The sequence below is a fragment of the Wolbachia endosymbiont (group B) of Scrobipalpa ocellatella genome (genome assembly GCF_964188425.1).
GTDB lineage: Bacteria > Pseudomonadota > Alphaproteobacteria > Rickettsiales > Anaplasmataceae > Wolbachia.
Genome location: NZ_OZ077190.1, coordinates 1,349,435 through 1,362,560, shown reverse-complemented (window position 1 = coordinate 1,362,560; position 13,126 = coordinate 1,349,435). Strand labels below are relative to the sequence as shown.

Sequence of the window (13,126 nt, the reverse complement as noted above, 5' to 3'; positions counted from 1 at the left end):
TAAGTCCTGTAAATATAGAGTACAATAATATTAATAAGCCAACAGAAGGCATTATGGAAAAACAAAAGACACAAGCATTTGAATGGTTCTGCGCACTGAGAAACAAGATCACCGAATCTTTCTTATCAATTGAGGTACAGTCATTCACACAACCAAAAATCGAAAAAAGAAAGTGGAACCGACCAGGTGGAGGAAGTGGTGAATCTACAATTATCTTTGGTAATATTTTTGAAAAAGTTGGAGTAAACGTTTCAAGAGTATACGGAAAGCTCGAAGACTCAGCCATTAATGAAATTCCTGGTGCAAGTGAAAGCAATGGAGAGTTTTGGGCAAGCGGTATATCTTTAGTGTCTCACATGCAATCTCCCCTTATCCCTGCAGCACATATGAACACAAGATTGATATATACCTCAAAACAATGGTTTGGTGGAGGAATGGACTTTACTCCAATTTATAAGGATGAGGGAGATTGCAAGTATATTCACGAATCAATTAAAGCAACTTGCGATGAGTTCAACATCGAATATTATCCGAAATTTAAAAAGCAATGTGATGATTACTTTTTTTTACAACATAGAAAAGAGCCACGTGGTATTGGTGGAATTTTTTATGACAATCTAACTTCTGGCAACTGGAAAAACGATTTTGAGTTCACAAAAGCAGTAGGTGAAGCCTTTTTAGAAATTTACTTACACATCATACACAAACATATGCAAAAATCTTGGACAAAAGAACAACGAGAAGAACAATTGATAAAACGTGGCAGATATGTGGAGTTCAATCTTCTTTATGATCGTGGTACAAGGTTTGGTTTAATGACTAATGGTAACCCCGATGCAATTATGATGTCGATGCCTCCTCTTGTTAAGTGGGTGTGAAAAGCGATTATTAATATAAAATAAATCGTTATAGTTTAAGATTGTACCACATATGGTGAGCTTTTGTATAGAGGGGTACAATCATGGGTATAAGTAGATAGTTTTTTAATTAAATCCGCTAGAAATAGCAATATAAGAGGCGTGAGGCTAGCTTTAAGTCTTCATAATATAGTAAACAGCTTTGAAAAACTCTTTTCTAGAATTAATCCTTTTAGGAACAAGGGGTCATTTGACTTGAATAATGATCAAACTTTAAATCGAGCTTTAGAGTATGCAGTAACAAATCTTGATCATAATGTAATGACGTTACTTATTAGTGCTGGAGCAAATATTAATGAGATAAATAATAGTATAGGAAATGTAATCCTTCAATACAAAATAGCATCATAAGCTATGCAGTACGGAGATAAGGACAGTCTCAAAGATCATAAAGAAAAATGTTGTTTAGTGCTTGGTGAGCTAATAAAAAAAGAAAGAAAAGAAATATTGGAGATTTTGAAACAAACGGAAAGTTGTGACAAGCTTAAAGAGGAAGTAGAGATAAAATTTAAGGCCAACTCACCTAAAAAACCTCCTAGGATTTTTGAGCATGATGATATTTTACTTTTAAAAGAGCCCATTTATGATGAGGTATATGACGCTAAGGTTAGTAACTCATTAGAAGAGTTGAGCGTATCGGAAGAATCCATTTATGCTGAAGTATATGATTTGCATAAAAGATCTACTGAAAATTTATCATTGAAAGATAGTGGTTATTCTAGTATATCAGGAGAACCTATTTATGAAGATGTAGATGATTTCTCAGAGCAAAAAAAGCCCACTAGCTTAAATCATAAAGAGCAACCAGAGCCTATTTATGCTAAAGTAGATTTATCGAAAAAGAGATCAGAAAGACAAGCAAAACATATAAAAGATAATTCTGGGACTTATCATGGATTAGTGAAGGATAAAGTGAATAATTTGCAAGTAAAACTAAATGAGCAAAGTGCTAATAAGCCAGCGAGTCAGCAAATCAAGACCAAGGCTGGCTTTAACGTAAAAGAAATAAGGCAAAATTTTGAGCGTAGAGATTCTGGATACGATTCTGGCTATGATTCAGATACAAAAGTTGAACAAAAATTAGAATTAGGATCTAAAGCTCCTAAATCTGAGATAGGTTCAGTAAGCATTGAACATGGGGTAATAGGAGGCTGTCGATATAAAATCACTACTCTAACTGTGTGATTCAAAATAATTGAATTGACTTTATATGTATAATCGATATAACTCAGTTAGATTCAAGTCGACTCTTTCGTCTAGTGGTTAGGACACCACCCTTTCACGGTGGTAACACGGGTTCAAATCCCGTAAGAGTCACTCAAACAGAATGCAAATAACTAAAGTTTTGAATGAAAAAAATTAGGCTTTATGTTGAAGAAGCTTTATCACAAAATGTAAGTTTGGCGCTTCATCCACGACAAAGTCACTATATTTACAATGTAATGCGGCTTAAGAAGCATGATAACATCTATCTTTTTAATGGAAAGGATGGAGAATGGTTAGGAGAAGTAGTGAATATATCAAGTAAATCGACAAAAATTATAATAAAAGAACGCACTAAACAACAACAACATGAAAAAAATCTATATTTGTATTGTGCTCTGGTAAAAAGCGGCGCCTTAAGCAACATAGTAAGACAAGCAACTGAAATGGGAGTAACCTGCATTCAATTTATTTCAACAGAACGTACAGTAGTAAAAAACATTAACCTAAGTAGAGCGAAATTACAGGCAATTGAAGCTGCGGAACAATCCGGTAGGACAAGTATACCACAGATTTTTCTTCCTATTAATTTTTGTGAATTATCCGATTCCCAGAATAAAAATTTTGTTTTGTGTGATGAAACAGGTGAAGGACAACCTCCTAATAAAGTTCTAAAAGGCAAGAAAAACGTTGCTATTATTGTTGGCCCCGAAGGTGGTTTTTCATCTTGCGAACTTGATTCTGCCAATAAATTTTGTCAGAAACTGAGTCTAGGAAAAAGAATTTTGAGAGTTGATACTGCTGTAGTTGCTGCATTAACCTTCACCAATTGGTATAGCTAGATTTTTTAATATGGCTAGTGCAACTTGACACTCTATATAAAGAAATCTGCATTATATTTTTCCTAAAAGAAATAAATGAAACTTGCATTTTTCCGAACTATCGATACTCTTAGTAAAGAAGTCGGGGCGTAGCGCAGCCTGGTAGCGCATTTGGTTTGGGACCAAAGGGTCGGGAGTTCAAATCTCTCCGCCCCGAGATTAGAAAAATTACAAGAGCACTGTAACCTAAGAGCAATTTTTATCAGCAAGTAAATGATTGACAGCAGAATGAAGCTTTTTTCATATAAATCACTGCATATCATATTCTATCGCTCAAGTTTATAAAATAATTGACAATGTTAATTTTCTAATTTATAAATGGATTTTGAAGTGATTACCGAAGGAGGTATAGAGTTTGATTGAAGTATCAGTCCATTATGGTGATGTAGATAGAGCTCTTCCAGTGTTGAGAAAAATAATTCAAAAGGAAGGAAGAGGGCTCAAAATGAAAAAAAAATATCACGAAAAGAAATCAGAGAAAACAGCTAAAAAAAAAGCTGAAGCAAGGAAAAAGAGGTATCAGCAAGAATGCAGAAGACAGCGTTATGGTTGGTAGTTTTTACTAAGGTTAATAATTAGTTATCTTATGAATATTCATGAATATCAAGCAAAGGAAATTTTACACAAGTTTAATGTCCCGGTACCAAAGGGTTTTGTTGCTACATCTGCAGAAGGAGTAGAAACTCAAATAAATCAACTAAAATCTGATGTGTTTGTGGTTAAAGCTCAAATTCATGCAGGTGGTAGGGGTAAAGCCGGTGGCGTAAAGCTAGCAAAGTCAGTTGAAGAAGCTCAACAGTTTGTAGAGGACATGATTGGTATGACTTTAGTTACTCATCAAACAGGGCCAAGCGGGCAGCAAGTAAGAAAAGTGTACATTGAAGAAGGCTCAAGCATTAAGAAAGAGTACTATTTGAGTCTAGTAGTCGATCCAAAGCTTAGCAGGCTAGTATTTATATTTTCTTCAGAAGGTGGAATGGATATCGAAGAAGTGGCAAAAAATTCTCCTACAAAAATTGTGAAGTTTGATATTGACCCTGCTACTGGTTTTACAAGTCTTGATAACAATAAGCTTTGCAATAGCTTTAATCTGAGTTCAGAACAAATAGGAAAGGTAACGAATATTGCAAAAAATATGTATGATGCGTTTATTACAACTGATGCGAGCCAGATAGAAATTAATCCACTAGTTGAAACGAATGCTGGAGGTTTTATTGCACTTGATGCTAAAATTAATTTTGATGACAATGCTCTATACCGTCATTCAGAAATCGTGAGCCTACGTGATTACGATGAAGAAGTCAAAGAAGAAATAGAAGCTTCAAAGCATGGTCTCAGTTATATAAAAATGGATGGCAATATTGGTTGCATGGTGAACGGTGCAGGTCTTGCTATGGCAACAATGGATATAATAAAGTACTATGGAGCAGAGCCTGCTAACTTTTTGGATGTTGGTGGTGGAGCGAGTAAAGAAACTGTAACTGAAGCATTTAAAATCATATTGTCTGATAGCAACGTAAAAGGAATTCTGGTTAACATATTTGGTGGTATAATGCGTTGCGATATTATCGCAAGTGGAATTGTTGCGGCTGCAAAAGAAATGAGCATTAAAGTTCCTCTAGTGGTTAGATTATCAGGTACTAATTTTGAAGAAGGAAAAAAAATCTTAGAAGAGTCAGGATTAAATATTATTGCTGCAGATGAACTGGGTGATGCTGCGCAAAAGATAGTAAAAGAGGTAAAATAAAGCATGTCCGTTTTAGTAAACAAAGATACAAGATTAATATGCCAGGGTTTTACTGGTGCACAAGGCACATTTCATTCAGAGCAAGCAATTGATTACGGAACGAAAATGGTGGGAGGTGTAACTCCTGGAAAGGGTGGTAGCACTCACCTTAATTTACCGGTTTTTAATACTGTAGCAGAAGCCAAAGAAAAAACCTGTGCAAATGCTACAGTTATATATGTACCTGCTAAATTTGCTGCTGCTGCAATACTTGAAGCAATAGATGCAAAAATAGAATTGATAATTTGTATTACAGAGGGCATTCCTATACTTGACATGGTAAAGGTAAAGCATGCTCTCGCTGGTTCAAACAGTCGATTGATTGGCCCAAACTGTCCAGGGGTTATTACACCTGAAGAATGCAAAATAGGAATTATGCCAGGACATATTCACAAACGTGGACATATAGGAATTATGTCTCGCTCTGGAACTTTAACTTATGAAGCGGTAGCACAAACAACTGCTGTTGGTCTTGGTCAATCCACGTGTATCGGAATTGGGGGGGATCCAGTTCATGGTATGACATTTGTTGACTGTATGGAGCTCTTTTTAAAAGATGACGATACTCATGGTATTGTAGTTATTGGTGAAATAGGTGGAAACGAAGAAGAAGATGTATCACATTTTGTGAAAACAGAAAAAACTAAAAAGCCAATCGTTGGTTTTGTAGCAGGCCAAACGGCACCTCCAGGAAGACGTATGGGACACGCTGGAGCAATCATCTCTTCCAGCGGTGGAAGTGCTGGTGCAAAGTTAGAGGTTATGCGCAGTGCTGGGATTGCGATTGCAGAAACCCCTGCTGTGATTGGTAAAAAGGTGTTAGAAGTAATGAGTGTCAGTGCCTAGCCTAGGTCATAAAAACCCTATATCCCCAGTCATCAGTATATTTTTTGACCACTCAATCAGTAAATGACCTCCTGGTAAATGTACTGAAGTTTGTTTAGTAGCCAAACACTTACGAAGTATAGATGCAACAAATGCTGCACAAGCCGCACTACCACATGAAGCAGTAATACCTGTTCCTCTTTCCCAAACTCTTAAGTTTATTTCTCCAGATTTTTCTATTTGTGCAATACTAACATTTGTTTTCTGAGGAAATAATTCGTGATTTTCTAGCTTTGGTCCTAAATTCTGCAATGGTATTTCGCTTATGTTATCAACAAAAAAAACTATATGAGGGTTACCAATATTTACTGCAACTGGCTCTTTCAGCATTTCAAGCTCTATAGGTAGATAAAGGGGATCGCATTCACAAGAAAGAGGAATTTCATTCCATTTAAGCAGTGGTTTACCCATATTGACCCTTATTGATTTATCACCTACTTTAAAACATTCTAAGATACGATTATTTATCAGCTCAATAGTGATATATTCAGTACCTTTTTCTAACATTATCAAATATCCAACACAGCGTGCTGCGTTTCCACACATTTCAGCTCGACTACCGTCAGCATTGTAGATATGCATAAAGCAGTTTGCAGCATTAGACATTGTTATAATTATCACTTGATCACAACTGCCTTGATCAGCAATTTGTCTATAATTCCAGTCTAAATTATTTGCTGAACGTGAGTCTATGATAACAAAACTATTGCCAGTACCATGCATCTTTACAAACGGGATCTTGTCTGTTAGGTTACTTACCATTATAGCAAAATTATATAAGTGAAAATTTTTCTTCTAATTACAGCTGTTTTGTATTCTATAGTTTTCTGTAATGTGAGTGCTAAGTCAATACCGGAGAACAGCAAAATGCTCTTTTGGCAAACTGGAGTCAGAAAGGGAGCAAATGTTTTCAATAGAAAAGTTGATAGTGACTTAATCAAAGCAGCAAAGGAATACAAAATTGGTTTTATTCGTCTTGCTCCTGACAAATTTGAAACTACGCAACGTGACTTCCTCTTAGGCAATGCAGACAATTATCCGGGCCTGATTTCCAAAGACCTGAAAGTTCTGAAAGATGTTTTAGATGCTTTTCATCAACAAAAAATACCAGTAGTGTTAACGATGCTTAGCTTACCTGGATCTAGATGGAAGCAAAATAATAACGATAAAGATGATTTACGTTTATGGTCAGATCAAGCTTTTCAAAAACAAGCAGCAAAATTTTGGCAAGATCTTGCGAAAGAGCTTAAAGATCATCCTGCTATTGTTGGATATAATATCTTAAATGAACCACATCCAGAAAGGCTTTATAATACTGCAGACTCGGCTATTTATAAAGTAGAACAAAGCAAAGTTCAGAAGAATCTATTTGGCTTTTATAGCAGCGTGGTAAACAGTATCCGCCAAGTTGACTCAGAGACCCCAATAATACTTGATAGCAGCAGTTATGCTGACTCTAATACTTTTAACAAATTTGAACCAGTTAGTGATAAAAATGTTCTTTATTCATTTCATATATATGAGCCCTTTGCTTATACAAACTTAAAATTAAACCAAGGTAACTTCGCCTACCCTGGACATGTTCAATCTTTTGATGCAAAAAAAGTAGAGTATTGGAATAAAGATAAGTTAAAATCATATATAGAACCTGTAAAAATTTTCCAAAAGAGGTATAATATACCAGATTATAAGATCCTTGCTGGAGAGTTTGGCGGGCACCGCTGCTCAAAAGGATTAGAGCACTATTTTCGAGATCTTACTTCTATTTTTAATGAATATAATTGGCATTTTGCTGTTTATGGCTTTCGAGAAGATATATGGGATGGTATGGACTATGAACTTGGAAACGAGAAGCTTTCATGGAAAGACTGGCAAGCAATTGAAGAGGGTAGGATGAAAAAAAATTATTTGCCAAATAATTCAATTTTTAAGATATTAAGAGAAGAATGGTCAAGTCAGCTCGCTGGCCATTCGTCATAAAAGAATATTTCTTTTATTGATCTTCTTTGTTTTTCTTTGACTTCAGCACCCTCTTTTTCGTAACCAACTGCTATCACTGACATTACATTAAAATCATCAGGTATATTGAATCTCTTAACTATTTTATCTCTATCAAATCCACCCATTTGATGAGCCATTAAGTTCATAGCTGCAGCCTGCAGCATAAGTGCATAATTTGCTGCACCAGTATCATGTTTAGCCCAAAGATTTTCTCCTTTACCTTGTTTACGGAAGTTCTTAGCGCTTAGAGATATAATTAGTATTTGTGCATCTTTTGCCCACTTTTGATTAGATTCATCAAGGCAACCGAGCAATTTTTTCCATGCGCTTTGATTGTTCTGTTTGTTGCATATCACATATCGCCAAGGTTCATCACCAAAACACGAGGGTGTTAGCCTTACAGCTTCTATTAAAATATCCATTTCTTTCTGAAATATTGCTCTTGTAGGATCGTATGAACGTCCGCTGTGTCTTTCTTTCATCAACGATAATAGATCTTGTTTACTCATCATTTTTAAATAGTGCATAAATAATTCATTGTAGCGCAATATAAGCAAAATTTAAATTGCAAAACCTCTTATACACATATATTACATTTAGTAAGTTATTTTTATTGGGAAGATATGTTTATAACACAATCAAGCAGTAGGTCAACACTGGCTGAAATATTGTCTTGTGTTTTACTTTTATTCTTGATGGCTCAAATAAGCATACCATTGCAGCCTGTGCCTATCACATTGCAAACTTTAGGATTAATACTTGTTGGGCTTAAATTTAACCGCAGAACAGCATTCTATTCTGTGCTTACATATCTATCACTTGGTGCAGCAGGATTTCCTGTTTTTGCGAATTTTTCTAGTGGTTATCACATTTTTCTTGGACCAACAGGTGGATATTTAATTGGCTGTTTAGCTGCTGTTATGGTAATGAACAAAGTAAATGAATTACTGAACTCTAAATATAAATCATTTGTGTGTAATTCTTTAAGTTGTCTGGCCGGTACAGCTGTAATCTTTATTTGTGGTGTTAGTTGGCTTTCTGTTTACTTTGGTCTGGAACGAGCAATAATGGTAGGTGTTTTACCATTTATCCTTCCTGGTTTGGTAAAAATTTTTCTACTTGTAGCAGCTTTGCAATATTTGAAAAAATGATAAAATTTCGTCCTCATCATTTCATGTGCACTCTTGCATTTCAAGGATATGGGTATTCTCAGGGTTTTGTAGAAAATTACAAAAAGATAGCAAGTAAAGTAATTAATGATCCTAATACTAAAATCGAAGTAGTTGATAATCTTGACACTATTTGCAGTGTTTGCCCAAACCAGACTAAACAAGGTAAATGTACCACACAAGCTAAAGTTTTAGAGCTAGATAGAAGGCATATGGAAATTTTAGGAATGAAAATAGGAGAGATTTTAACCTGGAATGAAGCAGTAAAAAGAATTAGAAAGAAAATGTCTTTAGAGAAATTTGACTACGCATGTGAGGAGTGTAATTGGCAACCATATGGAATGTGTAGAAGTGCTCTTTTAACTCATTCTAAATAGTATCTGCCAATTAATAATATCTTTATTATTATATTAGATAAGTAATGTAGCATTTATGAATTTGTAATGTGTTGCATATAGTTCAAAGAAATAAGATTTACTGGTTACGCGCTGCAGCCAATGCCACAACACTAGGATCTATGTTTGTCTGCATGTTAATTTGCGTTGTGATTTTATGGAGGTCTTCTGTTACCTATGCTAGTGAAAATTTGGAGATACAGAAGGTCTTTGATAGTGTTGTCAAGCATATAAAAGCTGATAAAAAATATAAAGATCTTGATGTTATCGAGAGAAAAAGTGACAAATTTAATATCAAAATTTCGCAGAATTCTGGCAAGAATTTTGACATATACTCTATTTTAAAAAAAGCAAAAGATTCCTTTGAGTTAGGAGATAGTGAAACAGCTACTTCTCTCCTCAATCAGATTATCGCAAAATTTCCTTATCATGAAAGTGCTTTAATTGGACTAGGGAATATCTATTACGCTAACAAAGAATTTAAAAAAGCTGTAGAGATTTACACAAGACTGTTAAAAGAATATCCTAGCAACCCTTATGTATTAAAGAATTTTCTGACGATAATTTCACAATATGATCCTAATTTAGCATTGAGTGAAATGTTGAAATTGTATGATACACTCAGAAATAGCGCCCCTTTATCAGCAAATTTAGGTTTGATCTATATGAAAAAAGGGGATTACATAAAAGCTAAAGAATATATGAAAGCAGCAATTTCTTTAGATCAAAACAATATTTTTTATACCTATAATTTAGCTGTTATTCTAGATAAGCTCTCAGATTTTAAAAATGCCACAGCATGTTATTCAAAGTTGTTGAACATGTCAAAAAATGCAAGTGAAAGAATACCTTTATACAAGGTAGCAGCAAGGCTAAAATTTATACAACTCCATAGTGCGCACTCAGCGATTCCATAAGAGTTGCTTGTATCGCTATTTTTGTTTACAACAACAACATTGAACTATAGAATTATATCTAGAGGGGCAATTAGCTCAGCTGGTAGAGCATCTCGTTTACACCGAGGAGGTCGGCAGTTCAAGTCTGTCATTGCCCATTAGCCTAGTTGAATATTAATATTACAATTATTTCAATCAAAGTATAGAAAATGCAAGACAACATAGTACCAGTTTCAATAGTGAAAGAGCTAGAGGATTCTTATCTCTCCTACGCAATGAGTGTGATCATAAGTCGAGCTATACCTGATGTGCGAGATGGATTTAAACCTGTTCATAGGCGCATATTATACGCAATGTCGAGGGCTGGGTTCGATGCCGGTAAACCGTATAAAAAAGCAGCTCGTATAGTCGGGGATGTAATGGGAAAATATCACCCACATGGTGACATGGCTATCTATGACTCCTTGGTCAGGATGGCTCAAGATTTTTCTCTTCTTTTACCACTGATTGATGGGCAAGGTAACTTTGGTTCGATAGATGGAGATCCGCCAGCTTCAATGCGATATACAGAAGCAAGGCTCCACAGAGTGTCGCATTTTTTACTAAATGATATTGACGAAGATACAGTTGATTTTAGGCCAAACTATGATGGAAATGAAACAGAGCCTGTTGTACTGCCTGCAGAATTTCCGAATCTATTGGTAAATGGTGCAAGCGGTGTTGCAGTTGGTATGGCAACCAATATTCCTTCTCACAACCTTGGAGAAATAATAGATGCTTGTATGTTATATATAGATAATCCTGAAGTTACTTTGGATGAGTTACTTGAAGTGATGCCAGGGCCGGATTTCCCAACTGGGGGAATGATTCTTGGAAGGTCTGGAATAAGATCAGCATTTGCAACTGGTCGTGGCTCAATTGTTGTGCAAGGCAAGACTCACATAGAAGACCTGCCACAAGATAGGCAAGCAATAGTGATTAATGAAATACCTTACCAGGTAAATAAAGTAAAATTAATTGAGAAGATAGGTGAGCTTGTAAAAGAAAAAAGAATTGATGGCATAACAGAAATTAGGGATGAGTCTGATAAGTCTGGTATTAGGGTAGTAATTGACCTCAGAAGAAATGCTGAAGCAAGTTTTATACTTAATCAAATATTAGGACTAACTCCACTAAGAAGTAGTTTTAGTGTTAACACTCTAGTCCTCAACAATAACAGGCCTGCTTTGATGTCATTAAAAGAAATCATAGCTGCTTTTGTTGATTTTAGAAAAGAAGTATTAATCAGGAGAACAGAATTTCGTCTAAGAAAAACGAGGGAAAAAGCTCATATATATATAGGGCTCTACATTGCGGTCTTGAGCATAGGTGAAGTGATAAAAATCATCCGTGGTGCAAAAGATCCTGCGGAAGCAAGTAGAGAACTTTTAAATAAAGAATGGAAAACTTCAGCTGAGATAAACACAATTATTGGATTAATCTCAGACAGCATGAGCTTTTTGAAAGACGGAGTGTATAGATTAACTGAGCTGCAAACGAAAGCTATTCTTGACATGAAATTGCAACGTTTAACAGGCCTTGAAAAAGACAAATTAGAAGCTGAGCTAAGTTCAATGATCAACCTGATAAAAGAATATATCGCTTTTCTTGGCTCAGGAGAGAAGTTGATGAAAGAAATAAAAAACAATCTACAAGAAATAAAGAACAGATTTGCTGTGCCGCGAAAAACTTCAATAGAGGAATCAGATACGGACATTGAAGCTGAAGATCTAATTCCACAAGAAGATATGGTAGTGACCGTAACTATGAATGGTTACATCAAACGTGTGAAGCTCTCTCACTATAGAACCCAGCATCGTGGTGGAAAAGGAAAGCTAGGACAGGGGTTAAAAGAGGAGGACGTAATCACAAAATTATTTGTTGGAAATACTCATACTAGCCTTTTATTCTTTTCTAATACTGGTCGAGTTTACAGATTAAAGGTTTATAAACTGCCTCTTGCAGAGCCAACTGCACGTGGAAGAGCGCTTGTTAATATATTCCCGCTTAGCGATGGTGAAACTATAACTAACATCATGCCGCTTCCAAGTGAGAATGACGAAAATCAAAATATAGTTTTTGTTACTGCTCATGGGAACATAAGGCGTAACTCCTTAGCAGATTTTCACTATATTCCAAGCAATGGAAAAATAGCAATAAAGCTCGACGAAGGGGATAGGTTAATATCAGTTAAAGTATGTAGCGAAATTGATCATGTTCTACTTTCAACAACACTTGGAAAAAGCATCAGATTTGTTGTAAGTGATGTGCGTCAATTTAAAAGTCGCAATTCAGATGGCGTAAGAGGTATCAAACTTGCAAAGAATGACAGCGTGATATCTATGACCATATTAAATGGGATAGGTGTAGCAACAGAAACAAAAGAACTTTACTTAAAAGTTCCACTTGCAAAAAGACTGGGGACTGCAATTAATAACTTCATTGATTCTAAATTGGAAAAGACTTTGAATGATTTAGGAATAGATAACAAACTGTTCTTAAAACTTGCAATGAATGAGGAGTTCATATTAACTATTACTGAAAATGGCTTTGGTAAAAGAACTTCTGCGTACGAGTATAGGGTAACAAATAGAGGTGGTGTTGGTATTACAAATATCCTGACTACCGACAGAAACGGTAATGTTGTTGCTAGCTTTCCAGTTGAACAGGGTGATAATATCATGCTTATTACAGATAAAGGAAAGTTAATTCGTATTTCAGTAAATGATATCAGAATTGCAGGACGTAGCACTCAAGGAGTCACTCTGTTTAAAACAGAGAGTAGAGAAAAGGTGGTGTCAGTAGCGAAAATTGAGGATCCCGATTCCACTGAAGATAGTATTTCCGAAATTGACAACTCTGTTTCTTCTTAACTGTATAGCAAAGGTTAAACAAATAGTGCAAATTTCTATTGATTAATCTATAATATTTAAATTAAAATATGTGTCTATGTT

General features: G+C 35.3%; 14 protein-coding genes and 3 tRNA genes. 15 read left to right on the top strand and 2 right to left on the bottom strand.

The genetic code is table 11. The features are described from left to right. Positions 1 to 53: 53 nt before the first annotated feature. The 9 genes from hemF to sucD all read left to right on the top strand — a co-directional run bounded on the left by hemF (position 54) and on the right by sucD (position 5,633). A complete protein-coding gene (hemF, locus tag AB3210_RS06505) occupies positions 54 to 878 on the top strand; it encodes an oxygen-dependent coproporphyrinogen oxidase (protein ID WP_052264973.1) in 825 nt (274 codons plus the stop codon). 141 nt (positions 879 to 1,019) lie between these two features. Beyond that, positions 1,020 to 1,268 carry a hypothetical protein gene (locus AB3210_RS06500; protein WP_019078621.1) on the top strand — a complete coding sequence of 83 codons (249 nt, stop codon included), beginning with the start codon at positions 1,020 to 1,022 and terminating at the stop codon, positions 1,266 to 1,268. A 3-nt stretch (positions 1,269 to 1,271) separates the two neighbouring features. After that, a complete protein-coding gene (locus tag AB3210_RS06495) occupies positions 1,272 to 2,102 on the top strand; it encodes a hypothetical protein (RefSeq protein ID WP_007302352.1) in 831 nt (276 codons plus the stop codon). A 60-nt stretch (positions 2,103 to 2,162) separates the two neighbouring features. Next, positions 2,163 to 2,234: transfer RNA gene (locus tag AB3210_RS06490), tRNA-Glu, on the top strand. 32 nt (positions 2,235 to 2,266) lie between these two features. Next, positions 2,267 to 2,962 (top strand): 16S rRNA (uracil(1498)-N(3))-methyltransferase, encoded by a 696-nt coding sequence (locus AB3210_RS06485; RefSeq protein ID WP_007302351.1) that lies wholly within the window; start codon positions 2,267 to 2,269, stop codon positions 2,960 to 2,962. Positions 2,963 to 3,084: 122 nt separating this feature from the next. After that, positions 3,085 to 3,158, top strand: a tRNA-Pro gene (locus AB3210_RS06480). A gap of 198 nt (positions 3,159 to 3,356) precedes the next feature. Next, positions 3,357 to 3,557, top strand: coding sequence for a 30S ribosomal protein S21 (gene rpsU, locus AB3210_RS06475; protein ID WP_007302350.1), 201 nt, complete (start codon positions 3,357 to 3,359; stop codon positions 3,555 to 3,557). Between the two features lie 30 nt (positions 3,558 to 3,587). After that, positions 3,588 to 4,748 carry an ADP-forming succinate--CoA ligase subunit beta gene (gene sucC, locus AB3210_RS06470; RefSeq protein ID WP_052264972.1) on the top strand — a complete coding sequence of 387 codons (1,161 nt, stop codon included), beginning with the start codon at positions 3,588 to 3,590 and terminating at the stop codon, positions 4,746 to 4,748. Positions 4,749 to 4,751: 3 nt separating this feature from the next. Next, positions 4,752 to 5,633, top strand: coding sequence for a succinate--CoA ligase subunit alpha (gene sucD, locus AB3210_RS06465; protein ID WP_007302348.1), 882 nt, complete (start codon positions 4,752 to 4,754; stop codon positions 5,631 to 5,633). A 6-nt stretch (positions 5,634 to 5,639) separates the two neighbouring features. On the opposite strand, the gene dapF is transcribed toward sucD, so the two are convergent. Beyond that, positions 5,640 to 6,434, bottom strand: a complete 795-nt coding sequence (dapF, locus tag AB3210_RS06460) for a diaminopimelate epimerase (RefSeq protein ID WP_052264971.1) — start codon at positions 6,432 to 6,434, stop codon at positions 5,640 to 5,642. Positions 6,435 to 6,539: 105 nt separating this feature from the next. Between dapF and AB3210_RS06455 the strand changes: the two genes are divergently transcribed. Then, entirely contained in the window at positions 6,540 to 7,652 is a 1,113-nt protein-coding gene (locus AB3210_RS06455; protein ID WP_052264978.1) for a glycoside hydrolase family 5 protein, read from the top strand. Here the strand turns inward: AB3210_RS06455 and AB3210_RS06450 are convergent. Continuing rightward, positions 7,628 to 8,200: a nitroreductase family protein gene (locus AB3210_RS06450; RefSeq protein WP_052264977.1), complete on the bottom strand. Its 573-nt coding sequence runs from the start codon at positions 8,198 to 8,200 to the stop codon at positions 7,628 to 7,630. The genes AB3210_RS06455 and AB3210_RS06450 overlap by 25 nt on opposite strands. A gap of 96 nt (positions 8,201 to 8,296) precedes the next feature. Here AB3210_RS06450 and AB3210_RS06445 point away from each other — a divergent pair, with 96 nt between their 5' ends. The 5 genes from AB3210_RS06445 (at position 8,297) to gyrA (ending at position 13,045) form a co-directional block, all read left to right on the top strand. After that, complete coding sequence (locus AB3210_RS06445; protein WP_052264970.1) at positions 8,297 to 8,824, top strand: biotin transporter BioY; 528 nt, start codon at positions 8,297 to 8,299, stop codon at positions 8,822 to 8,824. Further along, entirely contained in the window at positions 8,821 to 9,219 is a 399-nt protein-coding gene (locus AB3210_RS06440) for a DUF1284 domain-containing protein (protein WP_007302343.1), read from the top strand. The genes AB3210_RS06445 and AB3210_RS06440 overlap by 4 nt, the downstream gene beginning before the upstream one ends. A gap of 68 nt (positions 9,220 to 9,287) precedes the next feature. Then, positions 9,288 to 10,154 (top strand): tetratricopeptide repeat protein, encoded by an 867-nt coding sequence (locus AB3210_RS06435; RefSeq protein ID WP_052264969.1) that lies wholly within the window; start codon positions 9,288 to 9,290, stop codon positions 10,152 to 10,154. A 64-nt stretch (positions 10,155 to 10,218) separates the two neighbouring features. Further along, a tRNA-Val gene (locus tag AB3210_RS06430) sits at positions 10,219 to 10,291 on the top strand. 51 nt (positions 10,292 to 10,342) lie between these two features. After that, a complete protein-coding gene (gene gyrA / locus AB3210_RS06425; protein ID WP_007302341.1) occupies positions 10,343 to 13,045 on the top strand; it encodes a DNA topoisomerase (ATP-hydrolyzing) subunit A in 2,703 nt (900 codons plus the stop codon). Positions 13,046 to 13,126: the final 81 nt, after the last annotated feature.